Genomic DNA, 17,826 nt, shown 5'->3' on the forward strand with positions numbered 1-17,826 from the left:
AGACCCAGGTATTACGGGACCCTAGGGGGCGCCCGTCCCAGGGTGGGCCGGGGGTGTCGCCCGGCCGTCGTCCACAGCCCGTGATCCCGACTATTGACGCCGCCTCTAACAACTGTCACATTCACCAGTGTCACGTTACGGACGCGTACCGCGGTCGACGGGGCGAGTCGACGGAACAAGTGGCCGGACGACGGACGAGTCGTCGAGGCGACGGGACGGGGCGGCATGACGACGGCAGTGAGCAGCGAACTCTCCGTAGAGCTGCGGGGATTCAGGCGGGTGCAGCGCCTCGCCTACGAGTGCGCGGAGGCGGTCGCGGCCCGCCTCGAGCCCGGTGTGACCGAGCGCGAGGCGGCGCGGATGCAGCGGGAGTGGCTGCGCGAGCGCGGGGTGCGGGACTGGTTCCATCTCCCCTTCGCCTGGTTCGGCGACCGCACGGCGTTCGTGAACTTCCGCGTGCCACTCCAGTTCTTCCCGACCGACCGCGCCCTGGAGCCGGGGATGCCGTTCATCCTGGACATGGCGCCGGTGTACGAGGGATACACGGCGGACATCGGTTACTCGGGCTCGCTGGGTGTGAACCCGGTGCAGGACCGGCTGATGGCCGACCTGGAGGCACACCGGGAACTGATCCTGCGCGAGGTGCGCGAGCGGCGCCCGCTGCGGGAGATCTACCAGGACGTGGACCGGCTGATGGTCCGCCAGGGGTACGCCAACCGGCACCGGGCATACCCGTTCGGGGTGATCGCCCACAAGGTGGACCGGGTGCGGGAGCGCCGCTGGTCGCCCCACCTGTTCGGATTCGGCACGCAGTCCCTGAAGGGCCTGGCCGCCGACGCGCTGCGCGGCCACCGCGAGGGCTGGTCGCCGCTGTGGTCGCCGTACCGCTTCTCGGACCACCCGCCGCAGCCGGGCCTGTGGGCGGTCGAACCGCACCTCGGCTTCCGGGGTACGGGCGCGAAGTTCGAGGAGATCCTGGTGGTCACCGACTCCCGGGACCCCGGGGAGAGCGCGTTCTGGCTGGACGACGATCTGCCGCACGTGCGGCGCTGGGCGGAGGAGAAGTGACACTGAAAGGCGCGCGTGAGCGCTGGGTGCGGACCGGCGGGGTCGAGTTGTGCGTGGCCGAGCTGGGCGATCCGGAACAGCCGACGGTCGTCCTGGTGCACGGCTACCCGGACAGCAAGGAGGTCTGGTCGCAGGTCGCGACCCGGCTCGCCGACCGTTTCCACGTGGTCCTCTACGACGTCCGGGGCCACGGCCGTTCCACGGCCCCGCAGCCGCTGCGCGGGGGATTCACGCTCGCCAAGCTCACGGACGACTTCCTGGCCGTCGTGGACGCGGTCAGCCCGGACCGTCCGGTGCATATCGTCGGCCACGACTGGGGCTCGGTGCAGTCCTGGGAGTTCGTCACGGTGGGCCGCACGGAGGGCCGTATCGCCTCGTTCACCTCGATCTCCGGGCCGTCCCTGGACCACTTCGGGCACTGGATCAACGCACGCGTGAAGCGCCCGACGCCCCGCCGGGTGGGCCAGCTCCTCGGCCAGGGCGCCAAGTCCTGGTACGTCTACCTGCTGCACACACCGGCCCTGCCGGAACTCGCCTGGCGCGGACCGCTCGGCAAGCGCTGGCCGAAGATCCTGGAACGGGTCGAGCGGGTTCCCGGCGGGGACTACCCGACCGGCTCCCTCCCCTCCGACGCGGCACACGGTGCCTGGCTGTACCGGGACAACGTCCGCGCGCGCCTGCGCAGGCCGCGCCCCGACGCGTACGCGCACGCGCCCGTGCAGCTCATCACGCCCCAGGGGGACGTCTTCCTCTCGGAGCGGCTGTACGACGACCTGGACCAGTGGGTGCCCCAGCTGACCCGCCGCACGCTTCCGGCGAAGCACTGGATCCCCCGCACCCGGCCCGACCAGGTCGCCTCCTGGATCGGGGAGTTCATCACGTCCGTGGCCGGCGGCCGGCCCGCCCCGACGCCCACCGGCCGCCATGCCGACCGGTTCGCCGGGCAGCTGGTGCTGGTCACCGGCGCGGGCAGCGGCATCGGACGGGCGACGGCGTTCGCCTTCGCGGAGGCCGGAGCGCGCGTGATCGCCGTCGACCGCGACGCCGAGGCCGCGGCCCGCACCGCCGAGCTGTCCCGGCTGGTCGGCGCGCCCGGGGCCTGGGCCGAGCCGGCCGACGTCTCCGACGAACAGGCCATGGAGAAGCTCGCGGAGAAGGTCCACCGCGAGCACGGCGTGCTGGACGTGCTGGTCAACAACGCGGGTATCGGCCTGTCGGGCTCCTTCTTCACCACGACGACCGACGACTGGCGCAAGGTCCTGGACGTCAACCTGTGGGGTGTGATCCACGGCTGCCGGCTCTTCGGGGCGCGCATGGCCGAGCGCGGCCAGGGCGGCCACATCGTCAACACGGCCTCGGCGGCGGCGTACCAGCCGTCCCGCGCCCTGCCGGCCTACAGCACCTCCAAGGCGGCCGTGCTGATGCTGTCCGAGTGCCTGCGCGCCGAACTGGCCTCCCAGGGCATCGGCGTCACGGCGGTCTGCCCGGGCTTCGTCAACACCAGCATCACCTCCACGGCCCGCTTCACCGGCGTCGACGAGGCGGAAGAGCGCCGTCGCCGGCAACGGACCGCCCGCCTGTACGGGCTGCGCAATTTTCCGCCGGAGAAGGTGGCCGACGCGATCCTGGACGCGGTGGTCCAGAACAGGGCGGTGGCCCCGGTGACCGCGGAGGCCCGGGGCGCCCATCTGCTGTCCCGCTTCGCGCCGGGGGTGTTGCGGCGGATCGCCCGGGTCGAGCCCAGGTTGTGAGGCGGCGGGTGGGGGCGCACCGGCACGGGCGGGCACGGCGCCCCCTGCCCGCCGGCGACCACGGCACCAGACAAGGGAACACCACCATGCCCGACCCCGACCTCCCGGCGCGGCACACCTACCGCATCGAGGATCTCGCCCACCACACCGGCACCACGGTCAGGACCATCCGCGCCTACCAGGACCGCGGCCTGCTCCCCCGCCCCGAACGCCAGGGCCGGGCCAATCTCTATTTTGACGTCCACGTCACCCGGCTGCACCAGATCGCCCACCTCCTCGACCGTGGCTACACCCTGGCCTCGATCAAGGAGGTCCTGGACGCCTGGGACACCGGCCGCGGCCTGGCCGGCATCCTCGGTCTGGTCACCGAGGTGGAGGGCCCGTGGACGGACGAACAGCCCGAGTGTGTCACCCGCGCCGAGCTGGAGGCCCGCTTCGGCGGCACGCCCGACGACGACGCCGTGGCCGAGGCGGTCGACCTCGGCGTGCTGCAACCGGTCACCGGCGACCCGGACACGTTCCTGGTGCCGAGCCCCCAAGAGCTGGCCGTGGCAGCGGAGTTGCACGCAGCGGGTGTCCCGCTGTCGGCGATCTCCGTCCATCTCAGGGAGTTGAGGGGCCAGGTCGAGCACATCGCGGCCCGTTTCCTGGAGTTCACCACTGAATACGTCTTCGCGCGCTACCTGGCCGACCCGGACAGTCGCACGGACGCCCACGCTGCCGAGGCGGCCGAGCTGGTTCGCCGCCTGCGTCCCCTCGCCCAGCAGACGGTGGACGCCGAACTGGCGCGTGCCATGCACGCGTTGGCCACCCGGCACCTGCGCACCCAACTCGTCGCACAGCGACCACACCGACCGCCCGCCGGCACTCGGAACGTGTCGCTGCCCGCGGACACGATCGACGCTGTGGAAAGGCTGGTTGGGCGGGAGCGTGTTTCGGACTTCTTCACGCTGGCGGCCGAACGGGAGGTACGGGCAAGAGCCCTGGACGCTCTTGCTGAACCACCCCGTAAGCGCACAGGTGTTCATGAAACGCCTTAGAAGACAGGCCCATTGTCCACAACTTCGCCAAGTGCCCTGTGGATAACCACACTTGGTTGTGGACCAAACCTCCGGTCGAAAACAAGCTGCGTGATCCGCGTCTCTCCCGCACGCTGGTCCCATGGATGAACGACGTACCGTGAAGGTGTCCAAATATCTTTCCAGACACCTGCGCCACCAGCCCGAGCGCATCGGGCTCACACCGGACTCCGGCGGCTGGGTGGAGATCGACACGCTGATCACCGCGGCCACTGCCCATGGCTTCCGGTTCACGCGCGAGGAGCTGGACCACGTCGTCGCCACGAACGACAAACAGCGCTTCGTGATCGACGGCAACAGGATCCGGGCCAGCCAGGGGCACAGCATCGAGGTCGACCTCGGCCTGCCCCCGGCGACCCCACCGCCGTACCTCTACCACGGGACGGTCGCCCCTCACCTGGCCGCGATCCACGCGGAGGGCCTGCGCCCCATGGCCCGGCACGCCGTCCACCTCTCCGCGGACCGGGAGACCGCCACCCGCGTCGGCGCCCGCCGGGGCCGCCCGGTGGTGCTGGGCGTCGACTCCGGCGCCATGCACCGCGACGGACACGTGTTCCACGTCAGCGCCAACGGCGTCTGGCTGACAGCCGCGGTCCCCCCGCACTACCTGCGCTTTCCCGGCCCCCGCTGAAAGGGCACGCCGACGACCCGCCGCTCAGAAGGCGCACCGACGACTCACCTCTGAAAGGGCGCACCGGCGACCCGTCGCGCAGAGGGCACACCGATGACCCGCCGCTCAGAAGGCGCACCGGCGACTCACCGCTGAGAAGACACACCGATGTCCCGCCGGTGAGAAGCGCACGTCGATACGTGCCCCTCCGTCCCGCGCCCCCTCCCGCACTCACTCCGCGGCTCCGGTCGGCCGCGTTCGGTGACCGTTTCGTCCGTTGTCAGCCGGGCGCTTACGCTCGGACGCATGAGTCTGCGTCTGAGCACCGTGATCCTTCCGTACCGCCGCTGGCATGAAGGCGCCCGTTCGGCCTGGGTGCGCGCCGAGCAGCTCGGCTTCCACACGGCGTACACCTACGACCACCTCTCCTGGCGCAGCTTCCGTGACGGCCCCTGGTTCGGCGCGATACCGACGCTGACGGCAGCTGCGGCGGCCACCGACCGGCTGCGCCTCGGCACGCTGGTCACCTCGCCGAACTTCCGCCACCCGGTGACCCTGGCCAAGGAACTGATCTCCCTGGACGACATCTCCGGCGGCCGGATCACCCTCGGCATCGGCGCCGGCGGCACCGGTTTCGACGCGACCGCCCTCGGCCAGGAGCCCTGGACCCCCCGTGAGCGCGCCGACCGCCTCGCCGAGTTCGTGCCCCTGCTCGACCGGCTGCTCAGCGAGGACACGGTGACGCACGAGGGGCGGTACTACTCGGCGCACGAGGCCCGCAACATACCGGGCTGTGTACAGCGTCCCCGGCTTCCGTTCGCGGTGGCGGCGACCGGCCCGCGCGGCCTGAAGCTCGCCGCGCGGTACGGCCAGGCATGGGTGACCACCGGCGACCCGAAGCTGTACGAGACCGGCACGCCGGAGCAGTCCGTCGAAGCCCTGCGGGGGCAGATCGGCAAGCTGTCCGAGGCGTGCGAAGCCGCCGGGCGGGACACGGCCGAGCTGGACAAGGTCCTGCTCACCGGCTTCACCCCGGACCGCGGCCGACCGCTGACGTCCCTGGACGCCTTCGTGGAGTTCGCCGGCCGCCACCGCGAGCTGGGCTTCACGGAGATCGTCATCCACTGGCCCATCCCGGACTCCGACTTCGCCGCGGACGAGAAGGTGTTCGAGCGGATCGCCATGGAGGCCGTCGCCCAGCTGGGCTGAACCCCTGAGCCAGAGCGGCACCGCGGCGTGTCTGTCGCCGGGTGCCGCATCTCACGTGTCGCGGGCGCCGCGTTCCGGGTACCGGCGGCGCCGCGTTCCGTGTCCCGGTCAGCGCGTCACCTGCGTCGCACGTGCTGTGCACCACCCGCGGGATCACCTCTGTGGCCGGCGCCGTGGCCCACCCCTGAGGTCACCTGTGTCCCATCTGTCCGTCAGCTGCACCTCATCTGTGCGGACCGCCGCACGGTCGTGCGGACGCCTGCGCGAGAATGACCGGGTGACCTCTGCGACCAGACAGCCCGGGACCCCTGCCGCCGCCCTGCCCGCGCGGCTGATCGCCACCGACCTGGACGGCACTCTGCTGCGCGACGACAAGTCCGTCTCCGCGCGGACCGTCGCCGCGTTGGCCGCCGCCGAGGAGGCCGGGATCGAGGTCTTCTTCGTCACCGGCCGGCCGGCCCGCTGGATGGACGTGGTCAGCGACCACGTCCACGGCCACGGCCTGGCGATCTGCGGTAACGGCGCCGCGGTGGTCGACCTGCACGGCGGCCCCGGCGCCCACCGGTTCGTGAAGGTCCGCGAGCTGGCCCGGGGGAACGCCCTCGACTCCGTACACCTGCTGCGCGAGGCGGCACCCGGCACGGTGTTCGCGGTGGAGCAGACGTACGGCTTCCACCAGGAGCCGGACTATCCCAAGCTGCACATGGAGATACCCGACAACCGCCTGCCCGCCGAGGAACTGCTCGCGCCCGACGGTCCGGACGCCGACCAGCCCGTGCTCAAGATCCTCGCCTACCACCCCTCCCTCGACCCCGACGCCTTCCTCACCCTGGCCCGCCTCGCGATCGGCGGCCACGCCAACGTCACGCGCTCCAGCCCCAGCGCCCTGCTGGAGCTCAGTGGCCCGGACGTCTCCAAGGCCAGCACCCTCGCCCTGTGCTGCGCCGAGCGCGGCATCTCCCATGAGGAGGTCGTGGCCTTCGGTGACATGCCCAACGACGTCGAGATGCTGACCTGGGCCGGCCAGTCGTACGCGATGGGCAACGCCCATCCGGACGTCATCGCCGCCGCGTCCGGCCGTACGGTCGCCAACAACGACGACGGTGTGGCGGTGGTGATCGAACAACTCCTCGCGAACCAGGTGCCGTAGGCGCACCGCTCTCACCGGAGCACGAAGCACCGAGGGGCTGTTGCCCGAAGGCTCACACAAGGGGGTGCCCGGAGGCTTGCACGAGGGGTGGCCCAAAGGCTCGCGCGAGGTTCACCGCACCCCGGCCAGCGACTCCGTCTCGGCCTCCCGCCGCGCCATCTCCCGCAGTGGCCCGTCCTCCGCCATCAACCGCTCGTACGGGCCCCTCTGCACCACTCGGCCCGCGTCGAGCACGATCACCTCGTCCACCGCGTCGAGCCCGGCGAGCCGGTGGGTGATCAGCAGCGTCGTCCGGCCCCGCGTGGCGGCCAGCAGATCGGCGGTCAGCGCGTCCGCCGTCGGCAGGTCCAGGTGCTCGGCGGGCTCGTCCAGGACCAGCACGGGGAAGCCGGCCAGCAACGCGCGGGCCAGCGCCAGCCGTTGCCGCTGCCCACCGGACAGCCGTGCTCCGTGCTCGCCGACGAGCGTGTCCAGGCCGTCGGGCAGCGAGTCCACCCAGTCCAGCAGCCGGGCCTGGGCCAACGCGTCGCGCAGAGCGCCCTCGGTGGCGTCCTTCCTGGCCAACAGCAGGTTCTCGCGCACCGAGCTGTCGAAGAGATGCGCGTCCTGGGCGCACAGCCCCATGAGCCGCCGCACGTCGTCCCCCGCCAGGGCGCAGGCGTCCACACCGGCGAGCGTGTAGGTGCCCGCCTCCGGATCCAGGAACCGCAGCAGCACCTGCGCGAGGGTCGTCTTGCCGGAACCGGACGTCCCCACCACGGCGATGCGGCGTCCCTGCTCCAGCGTCAGGTCCAGCCCGTCGAGCGCATCCTGCCGCTGCCCCGCGTAGCGCGCGACCACGCCCTTGACGACCACCGGGAACGGCGAGGCCGGTGCCCGCCGGGGGGACTCGGGCTCGCGCACGGGCTCGGGAGCGTCCAGGATCTCGTACACGCGCTCCGCGCTGCGCCGCACCCGCTGCCGGTGCCGCACGGCCAGCGGCAACCCCAGTACGGCCTCGAAGGCGGCCAGCGGAGTCAGCACGACGACGGCCATCGCCACGCCGTCCAGCCGGCCGGCCGCCACCGCCTGGGCCCCGATCAGCGCGGTGACCGTGACGGTCAGCCCGGAGATCAGCGCGGTCAGCCCGTCCCCGAGCCCGGTGACGGCGGCGGAGCGGGCGGCGATCCGGGTGAGGGTGCCGTCGGCCCGCCGGGCCGCGTCCGTACGGGCCGGCAGCGCACCGGCGACGGTCAGCTCGGCGGTGCCGGTGAGCAGGTCGGTCACGCGGGTCGCGAGTACTCCCCGGGCGGGCGCCAGCCGGCGCTCGGTCCGCCGGGCCGCGGTCGCGGTCAGCAGGGGGACACCGACACCCGCCGCCAGCAGGCCCGCGGCGAGGGCGGTACCGGCCTCGGGCAGCAGCCAGGCCGTGAAACCGACGGATGCGGCGGAGACGGCGAGGGCGGCTCCGGCGGGCAACAGCCAGCGCAGCCAGTAGTCCTGGAAGGCGTCCACGTCCGCGACCAGCCGGGTGAGCAGATCGCCGCGCCGGGCACCGCGCAGTCCCGCGGGAGCCAGGCGCTCCAGACGCCGGTACACCGCGACCCGGGTGTCGGCCAGCATCCGCAGGACGGCGTCGTGCGACACCAGCCGTTCGGCATACCGGAAGACGGCCCGCCCGATCCCGAAGGCCCGGGTCGCGGTCACGGCCACCATCAGATAGAGCACCGGCGGCTGCTGCGAGGCCCGCGAGATGAGCCAGCCGGAGGTCGCCATCAGCCCGACAGCGCTCCCCAGCGCCAGACCGCCCAGCACCAGGGCGCCCACCAGCCGCGCACGCGACCCCCCACCAAGCCCCCGGACCCGCCCCAACACGCCCCGCCCCCACACGGCGGACCCACCATCCAGCCCACGGAGCCGCGACCCTGTCGGCCCACCACTCGGCCCACCGAGCCGGGTGACGGCCGGGCGAGGCCGGGGGTCCAGGGGACGCAGCTCCCTGGACGGCCGCCTGTGCACCGGGTACGTCACGGGCTCGGCACCCGCCAGCCGTACCACCCTGTCGGCCACCCCCAACAGCGCAGGCCGGTGCACGACGAGCAACACCGTGCGCCCGGCGGCAAGCCTGCGCACCGCCGCCACGACGTCCCCCTCCGTCGCCCCGTCCAACGCAGCCGTCGGCTCATCCAGCAACAGCACAGGCCGATCCGCGAGAAACGCCCGGGCCAGCGCAAGCCGCTGCCGCTGTCCCGCCGACAGCCCCGCCCCGTCCTCCCCGAGGACGGTCTCGACCCCTTCCGGCAACCCCGCCACGAACTCCAGCGCCCCCGCGTCCCGCAGAGCCCGGCGCACGGCTGCGTCGTCGGCCCCGGGCCGAGCCAGCCGTACGTTCTCCGCAATGCTCCCGGCGTACAGATGCGGCCTCTGCGGCACCCACGCGATCCGCGACCGCCACTCCGCAAGGTCGAGTCCGGCGAGATCGGCTCCCCCGATCCGCACCCGCCCCTCGGTGGGCCGCACGAACCCCAGCAACACGCTCAGCAGCGTCGACTTGCCCGCCCCGCTCGGCCCGACCAGCGCAACGGTCTCACCGGGCTCGACACTGAACGACACCCCGGTCACCGCATCCGAGGAACGCCCCGGATAGCGCACGCTGACCCCTTCGAAGATCACGCCCCCGGCAGGCACCGTGTCCGCACCGGACACCGGCACCGCCGTCTCCAGCACGGTGAAGATCTCCTCCGCCGCGGCAAGTCCCTCCGCCGCCGCGTGGTACTGCGCGCCCACCTGCCGCAGTGGCAGATACGCCTCCGGCGCCAGCACCAGAATCACCAGACCGATGTACAGGTCCATGTCGCCATGGACCAGCCGCATCCCGATCGTCACGGCGACCAGCGCGACCGACAGCGTGGCCAGCAGCTCCAGCGCGAACGACGAGAGAAAGGCGATGCGCAGCGTCCGCAGGGTGGCCTGCCGGTACTCGCCGGTGATCCGGCGGATGGACGCGGCCTGCGCCTTGGCCCGGCCGAACACCTTGAGCGTGGGCAGCCCCGCGACCACGTCCAGGAAGTGGCCGGACAGCCGTGACAGCAGCCGCCACTGACGGTCCATCCGGGACTGGGTCGCCCAGCCGATCAGCATCATGAAGAGCGGAATCAGCGGAAGGGTGCCGACGATGATCGCTGCCGACACCCAGTCCTCGGTGACGATCCGCGCCAGCACCGCCACCGGCACGACGACGGCGAGTCCCAATTGCGGGAGGTAACGCGAGAAGTAGTCGTCCAGGGCATCCACCCCGCGCGTGGCCAGCGTGACCAGCGAACCGGTCCGCTGTCCGCTCAGCCACCCGGGACCGAGCGCCGCCGCCCGGTCCAGAAGCCGCCCACGCAGCTCCGACTTCACGGCCGCGCTCGCGCGGTGCGCGGCACGTTCCGTGAGCCACGCCACAAGCGCTCGCCCCACGGCCACGGCAGCCAACAACGAGAGGGGAGTGCGCAGGTCAGCGGCCGACTGCCCGTGCTGGAACGCTCCGACGACGACCTCGGCGACAAGCATCGCCTGAGCGATGACCAGGCCGGCACCGACGGCCCCCAGGCCGACGACGGCCACGAGGAAGAGACGGGTGGCACGGGCGTATCGCAGAAGGCGGGGATCGATCGGTTTCACGTGAAACATGCCCTTCGGTCCAGAGGGTGTGTTTCACGTGAAACACACCCTCGGCGGACTCAGTGCGCGGCGCCGGCAGCAGCGTCAGGAGCGATGTGCTGCGTCCCGATCCGCTTGCGGAACACCCAGTAGGTCCAGCCCTGGTAGAGCAGGACGAGCGGTGTCGCGATCGCCGCCAACCACGTCATGATCTTCAGGGTGTACGGGCTCGACGAGGCGTTGGTGACCGTCAGACTCCAGTCCCCGTTCAAGGTGGACGGCATGACGTTCGGGAAGAGCGAGAGGAAGAGCATCGCCACCGTGGCCACGATCGTGACGCCGGAGAGGGCGAACGACCATCCCTCCCGCCCTGCCTGGTTCGCCACCAGAGCGGCCACGAGGGCTACGACGGCAGCGACCAGGGCCACCAGGCTCTTGCCGTTGCCCGTGTCGGCCTGTGTCCACCACAGGAACGCGAGCGCCACGACGGCGGCGACCAGGCCGACCCACCGGGCCAGCTGGCGTGCCCGCACCCGGATATCCCCGACCGTCTTCAGCGCCGTGAACACCGCCCCGTGGAAGGTGAACAGGGTGAGTGTCACCAGTCCGCCGAGCAGGGCGTAGGGGTTGAACAGGTCCCCGACGCTGCCGACGTACTCGAAGTTCTGGTCGATCTTCACGCCTCGCACGATGTTCCCGAAGGCCACGCCCCATAGGAACGCCGGAAGCAGCGAGGTCCAGAAGATCGCCGTTTCCCAGTTGCGCTGCCAGTTCTCCTCCGGCCGCTTGGCCCGGTACTCGAAGGCGACGCCCCGGACGATCAGGCAGACCAGGATGACCAGCAACGGCAGGTAGAAGCCGGAGAAGAGGGTGGCGTACCACTCCGGGAAGGCGGCGAAGGTCGCGCCACCCGCGGTGAGCAGCCACACCTCGTTGCCGTCCCAGACCGGGCCGATGGTGTTGATCAGCACCCGGCGCTCGGGCCGGTCGCGGGCCAGCAGCTTGGTGAGGATGCCGACTCCGAAGTCGAAGCCCTCCAGGAAGAAGTAGCCCGTCCACAGGACGGCGATCAGGACGAACCAGACGTCGTGAAGTTCCATGACTGTTCCCCCGGCCTAGTACGAGAAGGCCATCGGCTTGTCGGCGTCACGGGTGTCGCCGCCGATCTTCGTGGGCGGATTGAGGTCGGCCTCGGTCAGCTCGGGCGGACCGGCCTTGACGTACTTCGCGAGCAGCTTGACCTCGACCACGGCGAGGATCGCGTACAGCGCGGTGAAGACGGCCATCGAGGTGAGGACCTCGCCCTGGGAGACACCGGGGGAGACCGCGTCCCGGGTCTGCAGGACGCCATAGACGACCCAGGGCTGGCGGCCCATCTCGGTGAAGATCCAGCCCCAGGAGTTGGCGATCAGCGGGAAGGCCATCGTCCAGGTCGCGATGCGCCAGTACCAAGCAGTGAGCTTCGGGCTGAGCGCCTCGCTCTTGAACAGCACCAGGTGCGGCACCTCGTCGTCGCCGACCCTCAGGTGCTGCGGCAGCATGAACTTCTTCCGGGTCAGCCAGAGGCCGGCCAGCCCGATCGCGAAGGAAGCCATGCCGAAGCCGATCATCCAGCGGAAGCCCCAGAAGGCGACGGGGATGTTGGGCCGGTAGTCGCCCGGTCCGAACTTCTGCTGCTCGGCCTTGTTGACGTCGTTGATGCCGGGGACGTAGGAGCTGAAGTTGTCGTCGGCGAGGAAGGACAGCAGGCCCGGTATCTCGACGGCCACGGTGTTGTGGCCCTTCTCCACGTCGCCGTAGGCGAAGATCGAGAACGGGGCCGGCTTCTGGCCGTCCCACAGTGCCTCTGCGGCGGCCATCTTCATCGGCTGCTGCTTGAACATGACCTTGCCGAGGGTGTCGCCACTGATCGCGGTGAGCATTCCGGCGATGACCACGGTGATCAGGCCGAGCCGCAGCGAGGTCTTCATCTCGCGGATGTGCTTCTTGCGGGCCAGGTGGTAGGCGGAGATGCCCACCATGAAGGCGCCGCCGGTCAGAAAGGCCGCCGAGAGGGTGTGGAAGGCCTGGCTGAGGGCTGTGTTCTGGGTCAGCACGGCCCAGAAGTCGGTCAGCTCGGCCCGCCCCCTGGCCTTGTCGATCTTGTAGCCGACCGGGTGCTGCATCCAGGAGTTGGCCGCGAGGATGAAGTACGCCGACAGGATCGTGCCGATCGAGACCATCCAGATGCAGGCCAGATGGATCTTCTTGGGCAGCTTGTCCCAGCCGAAGATCCACAGACCGATGAACGTGGACTCGAAGAAGAACGCGATCAACGCCTCGAAGGCGAGTGGCGCACCGAAGATGTCACCGACGAAGCGGGAGTAGTCCGACCAGTTCATGCCGAACTGGAACTCCTGCACGATGCCGGTGACCACACCCATCGCGATGTTGATCAGGAAGAGCTTGCCCCAGAACTTCGTCGCCCTGAGGTACTTCTCCTTCTCCGTGCGCACCCAGGCCGTCTGCAGCCCGGCCGTCAGTGCGGCCAGGGAGATCGTCAGCGGGACGAACAGGAAGTGGTAGACGGTGGTGATGCCGAACTGCCAGCGCGCCAGTGTTTCCGGCGCCAAAGCCAGGTCCACGTCGTCACTCTCCTTACTACGCCGTGATACAGCGGCGGTTTGCCCCCTTTATTGCCCACATACAGGGAGCAAACGGTACGCGCTTGTGAACGCGTTCACATTCACAAGCCATTATGACGCACTGACTTTCGGTCGTCGAAGGGGGGTCCCCCCTTCGCCTACACGTCAAGACCTTGGCAGCGACTTCAACATCTTGTTGAATTGCGCGCCATGCAGATACGTATTTCGTGGCCCGCGGGCAACATCACCGCGACGCTCGCCGGAGACACGCAGACCGGGCGGGCCCTCGCCAAGGTACTGCCGCTCACGTCGACCGCGCACACATGGGGTGAGGAGGTGTATTTCGACACAGGTGTCTCCGTTTCACGTGAAACGGACGCCCGTCAGGTCGTGGAACCGGGGACGGTGGCCTTCTGGACGGACGGCGACGCACTCGCCCTGCCCTACGGCCCCACGCCGATCTCGCGTGGGAACGAATGCCGCCTCGCGAGCCCGTGCAACGTGCTCGGCAGCCTGGACGGGGACGCCGGCCTCCTGGCGACCGTACGAGACGGCGACCCCGTCCGGGTGGAACTGATCGAGGAGTAGCACTCCCCCCGGGCTAGAGCTCCTTGCGGAACGCCTCTGTCACCTTCAAGAAGATGTCGTTCGCCTCGTCCTCGCCGACCGTCACCCGCACACCCTCGCCCGGGAACGGCCGGACCACCACACCGTGCTCCTCACAGGCCTGCGCGAACGCGACCGTACGCTCCCCCAGCCGCAGCCACACAAAGTTGGCCTGCGTCTCCGGCACCGTCCAGCCCTGGGCCCGCAGCGTGTCGACCACGCGCTTGCGCTCGCACACCAGCGAGCCGACCCGGCCCAGCAGCTCGTCCTCGGCCCGCAGCGAGGCGACCGCCGCGTCCTGCGCGAGCTGGCTCACCCCGAACGGCACCGCCGTCTTGCGCAGCGCCGCAGCCACCGGCTCATGGGCGATCGCGAATCCGACGCGCAGGCCCGCCAGCCCGTACGCCTTGGAGAAGGTCCGCAGAACGCAGACATTGGGCCGCTGCCGGTACAGCTCGACCCCGTCGGGCACCTCGGGATCGCGGATGAACTCCCGGTACGCCTCGTCCAGCACCACCAGCACATCGCCGGGCACCCGGTCGAGGAACCGCTCCAGCTCGGGCCGCCGCACCACCGTGCCGGTCGGGTTGTTGGGGTTGCAGACGAAGATCAGCCGCGTCCGGTCGGTGATCGCGTCCGCCATCGCGTCCAGGTCGTGCACATCTCCCGGTGTCAGCGGCACCTGCACCGACCGGGCACCGCTGATCCGCGTGATGATCGGGTACGCCTCGAACGACCTCCAGGCGTAGATCACCTCGTCACCGGGACCGCTGGTGGCCTGGATCAGCTGCTGGGCGACACCCACCGAGCCGGTCCCGGTGGCCAGATGGGAGAGCGGCACGCCGAAGCGGTCGGACAGCTCGTTCATCAGCCCGGTGCAGGCCATGTCCGGGTAGCGGTTGACATCGCAGGCCGCCGCGGACACGCTCTCCAGCACGCCCGGCAGCGGCGGGTAGGGGTTCTCGTTGGAGGACAGCTTGTAGGCGACCGGACCGCCTGCCGAGGCCGGCTTGCCCGGCTTGTAGGTGGGGATACTCTCCAGCTCGGCGCGCAGCCTGGGATTCGTCTCGCTCACCGCAGTCCTCCTAGCGACCACCGGCGGACCGTCGACACCGCCGGCTTCCAATGCTTCTCACCTTATGAGGATTCGGCGCCGCTGCGTACAGGTGCGCGACGACCCGGAGCGCGGGGACCGCCCCGAGGAAGAGGCGTATCTCACGTTCCCCATCGGCATCAGGGGCATCGGCGTACGAAGGCGTACGTTTCGGGGGGCGCGCCGTACATATATCTACGCGCCGGTGGCTCGCGCCGTAGCGCGCGTCCCCCGTGAAGGTGAGTTGAGACCTCTTCGAGACATCGGGCACTTGGCAGGTCCCTACGCGTCGACAAGTCACGTCTTACTATTGGATCCGTCAACTTCCTTGTTTTCTAAGGGAGTTGACCCTCCATGACCATGCAGAAACGTGCCTGTCAATGCGTGCATATGCGTCCGCACTACCCCACCGCATGAGCCCTACTATCGGCTCGCCATGACAGCAGCAGGGAAGCACCAGGTGAGCCGCGCGGAAACCTCACGTCGAGGCAGCCGGCCGGGTCGGGCGGGCATCAGGGACGTCGCCGCCGCCGCCGGAGTCTCCATCACGACCGTGTCCGACGCCCTCAACGGTAAGGGCCGGCTCCCGGATGCCACCCGGCGTCACGTCCGCGAGGTCGCGGACCGGCTCGGGTACCGTCCCTCGGCCGCTGCCCGCACGCTCCGTACCGGCAAGTCGGGTCTGATCGGTCTGACCGTAACGACGTACGGGGATGAACCTTTCACCTTCACGGAGTTCGCCTACTTCGCGGAGATGGCCCGGGCCGCCACGTCGGCCGCGCTCGCGCGCGGCTACGCCCTGGTCATCCTGCCCGCGACCTCCCGCCATGACGTCTGGTCCAACGTCGCCCTGGACGGCACGGTCGTCATCGACCCCTCCGACCAGGACCCGGTCGTCAGCGAACTCGTCCGGCAGGGGCTGCCGGTCGTCTCCGACGGCCGCCCGGCCGGCGCCCTCCCCGTCACCGCCTGGGTGGACAACGACCACGAGGCCGCCGTGCTCGGCATTCTCGACCACCTCGCCGACGCCGGCGCCCGCCGCATCGGCCTGCTCACGGGCACGTCGACGGACACGTACACCCACCTGTCGACCACCGCCTACCTGCGCTGGTGCGACAGGGTCGGCCAGGATCCGGTCTACGAGGCGTACCCGGCGCACGACCCGTGCGCCGGTGCCGTCGCCGCCGACCGGCTGCTCGCGCGCCCGGACCGGCCCGACGCCGTCTATGGACTGTTCGACCCCAACGGCACCGACCTGCTCGCCGCCGCCCGCCGCTACGGCCTCCGCGTCCCCGACGACCTGCTGCTGGTGTGCTGCAGCGAGTCCACCGTGTACGCCAGCACCGAGCCGGCCGTCACGACGCTCTCGCTGAAGCCGCGCCGCATCGGCACCGCCGTCGTCCAGCTCCTCATCGACGCCATCGAGGGCGTCGAGTCCGACCAGCCGGTCGAGCAGGTGATACCGACCGAGCTGATCGTGCGCACCTCTTCGCAGCGGCGGCCACCGCGCACGACCGTCAGCCCGCCGCGGACACCGGACGACAAGTAGCTCCCCGTGCCGCACCGGCCGGTGCGGGGCCCGGCCGGCGCGGCACGGGGTCGGCCGGGCGAGGGCCCGTTCGGTCGACAGCTGGTCGAACATCTGCCCAAACGGGGCGAAAGCCGCAGTGAACTGGAGTCTTGTTCCGATTCACTACCCCTGGGTCATCACACGGCGCGACGCGCATTCCTATGATGGGCCCACGACACCGCGGACCGCTGCGACCAGGCAGTCCGAAGCGGTGCAGATGCGGCGCGATGGTGGAGGGGTCTGATGACTCAGGGGGCCGGTCAGGGACCCGAGACGGAGCGGACGGCGACGCTGCGCGACTTCCGGGTACCCGCGTACGTCCACGAGACCGGCCCGTACGTCCGCAGCACCCACCCCGGCGACGCCCTCCCGGCCGCCGACGAGGCGTATCCCGAGGGCTACACCCCCACCCAGCGCGACCTGCCCGTCATCAACCGCGGTGACACCGTGCAGGTCCCCGTCGAGCCGGCCCCCGCCGCCCCGGCCCCGCAGTCCACGGCCGGGCCCGGGCCGCTCTACGTCGTCGGTGACGTCCACGGCTATCTGGACGAGCTGGTGGCCGCCCTGCAGGAGCAGGGCCTGGTCGACGCCGCGGGCCGGTGGTGCGCCGGCACCACCCGGCTGTGGTTCCTCGGCGACTTCACCGACCGCGGCCCGGACGGCATCGGCGTCATCGACCTGGTCATGCGGCTGTCCGCCGAGGCCGCGGCGGCGGGCGGCTACTGCAAGGCCCTCATGGGCAACCACGAGCTGCTGCTGCTCGGCGCCAAGCGGTTCGGCGACACGCCCGTCAACTCGGGCGCGGGCACCGCCACCTTCCAGGCGGCCTGGCTGCTCAACGGCGGCCAGAAGACCGACATGGACCGCCTCCAGGACCACCACCTGCAGTGGATGGCCCGCCTCGACGCCGTCGAGATGGTCGACGGCTATCTGCTCATTCACTCCGACACCACCGCCTACCTCGACTACGGCGACTCTATCGAGGCGGTCAACGACACCGTCCGCGAGGCTCTGACCCGCAATGACGCCGACGAGGTCTGGGACCTGTTCCGCAAGTTCACCAAGCGCTTCTCCTTCCGCGACGAGGGCGGCGCCGAGGCCGTGCGTTCCCTCCTCGATACGTACGGCGGCACCCGGGTCGTTCACGGACACAGCCCCATTCCCTACCTCCTCGGCGAGGTCGGCTCCGAGGACGACGAAGAGAGCACCGACCCGGTCGTCGAGGGCCCGCACGTCTACGCCGACGGGCTCGCCATCGCCATGGACGGCGGAGTGACCATGGCCGGAAAGCTGCTGGTCCAACAACTTCCTCTGGATAACTGACGGTTTGCCGGGCAGACGTCTCCCGGGCTGCGTTCACGCAGGCCGGAACGCAATTTCCGGCAATCCCCTGTCACCGCGCGCCGTCACGGCTCTACCATCGGCTTATCCGTAGCAGGCTC

At 70.5% G+C, this 17,826-nt stretch carries 13 protein-coding genes; 9 read left to right on the forward strand and 4 right to left on the reverse strand.

Annotated elements, in window-relative coordinates:
• Positions 1-225: 225 nt before the first annotated feature.
• From ACIGYR_RS27265 to ACIGYR_RS27290, 6 genes are all read left to right on the forward strand, one after another.
• Entirely contained in the window at positions 226-1,068 is an 843-nt protein-coding gene (locus ACIGYR_RS27265) for a M24 family metallopeptidase (RefSeq protein ID WP_399603762.1), read from the forward strand.
• A complete protein-coding gene (locus tag ACIGYR_RS27270; protein ID WP_399603760.1) occupies positions 1,065-2,819 on the forward strand; it encodes an SDR family oxidoreductase in 1,755 nt (584 codons plus the stop codon). The genes ACIGYR_RS27265 and ACIGYR_RS27270 overlap by 4 nt, the downstream gene beginning before the upstream one ends.
• Positions 2,820-2,905: 86 nt before the next feature.
• Positions 2,906-3,859, forward strand: a complete 954-nt coding sequence (locus ACIGYR_RS27275; protein ID WP_399603759.1) for a MerR family transcriptional regulator — start codon at positions 2,906-2,908, stop codon at positions 3,857-3,859.
• Positions 3,860-3,980: 121 nt separating this feature from the next.
• Positions 3,981-4,529: an RNA 2'-phosphotransferase gene (locus ACIGYR_RS27280; RefSeq protein ID WP_399603758.1), complete on the forward strand. Its 549-nt coding sequence runs from the start codon at positions 3,981-3,983 to the stop codon at positions 4,527-4,529.
• Between the two features lie 285 nt (positions 4,530-4,814).
• Positions 4,815-5,717 carry an LLM class flavin-dependent oxidoreductase gene (locus ACIGYR_RS27285; RefSeq protein WP_399603756.1) on the forward strand — a complete coding sequence of 301 codons (903 nt, stop codon included), beginning with the start codon at positions 4,815-4,817 and terminating at the stop codon, positions 5,715-5,717.
• A gap of 277 nt (positions 5,718-5,994) precedes the next feature.
• Positions 5,995-6,867 (forward strand): HAD-IIB family hydrolase, encoded by an 873-nt coding sequence (locus ACIGYR_RS27290; protein ID WP_391845867.1) that lies wholly within the window; start codon positions 5,995-5,997, stop codon positions 6,865-6,867.
• 111 nt (positions 6,868-6,978) lie between these two features.
• On the opposite strand, the gene cydD is transcribed toward ACIGYR_RS27290, so the two are convergent.
• From cydD to ACIGYR_RS27305, 3 genes are read right to left on the reverse strand one after another with little or no spacing between them, the layout of a single operon-like run.
• On the reverse strand, positions 6,979-10,521 hold the full coding sequence (cydD, locus tag ACIGYR_RS27295; RefSeq protein WP_399603754.1) for a thiol reductant ABC exporter subunit CydD: 3,543 nt from the start codon (positions 10,519-10,521) through the stop codon (positions 6,979-6,981).
• Between the two features lie 50 nt (positions 10,522-10,571).
• Positions 10,572-11,591 (reverse strand): cytochrome d ubiquinol oxidase subunit II, encoded by a 1,020-nt coding sequence (gene cydB, locus ACIGYR_RS27300; RefSeq protein WP_399603753.1) that lies wholly within the window; start codon positions 11,589-11,591, stop codon positions 10,572-10,574.
• A 15-nt stretch (positions 11,592-11,606) separates the two neighbouring features.
• Entirely contained in the window at positions 11,607-13,115 is a 1,509-nt protein-coding gene (locus tag ACIGYR_RS27305; RefSeq protein WP_391845873.1) for a cytochrome ubiquinol oxidase subunit I, read from the reverse strand.
• A 210-nt stretch (positions 13,116-13,325) separates the two neighbouring features.
• On the opposite strand from ACIGYR_RS27305, the gene ACIGYR_RS27310 reads away from it, so the two are divergent.
• The gene (locus ACIGYR_RS27310) at positions 13,326-13,703 is read left to right on the forward strand and encodes a cyclophilin-like fold protein (protein WP_399603752.1); all 378 of its coding nucleotides are present in this window, start codon (positions 13,326-13,328) and stop codon (positions 13,701-13,703) included.
• A gap of 13 nt (positions 13,704-13,716) precedes the next feature.
• Here the strand turns inward: ACIGYR_RS27310 and hisC are convergent, their stop codons facing one another.
• Entirely contained in the window at positions 13,717-14,796 is a 1,080-nt protein-coding gene (gene hisC, locus ACIGYR_RS27315; RefSeq protein WP_391845877.1) for a histidinol-phosphate transaminase, read from the reverse strand.
• Positions 14,797-15,250: 454 nt separating this feature from the next.
• Between hisC and ACIGYR_RS27320 the strand changes: the two genes are divergently transcribed.
• Positions 15,251-16,363: a LacI family DNA-binding transcriptional regulator gene (locus ACIGYR_RS27320; protein WP_399603751.1), complete on the forward strand. Its 1,113-nt coding sequence runs from the start codon at positions 15,251-15,253 to the stop codon at positions 16,361-16,363.
• Positions 16,364-16,627: 264 nt separating this feature from the next.
• Complete coding sequence (locus ACIGYR_RS27325; RefSeq protein WP_399603749.1) at positions 16,628-17,707, forward strand: metallophosphoesterase; 1,080 nt, start codon at positions 16,628-16,630, stop codon at positions 17,705-17,707.
• The last annotated feature ends 119 nt before the right edge of the window (positions 17,708-17,826 follow it).

The sequence above is a fragment of the Streptomyces sp. NPDC053076 genome, assembly GCF_044546845.1.
GTDB lineage: Bacteria > Actinomycetota > Actinomycetes > Streptomycetales > Streptomycetaceae > Streptomyces.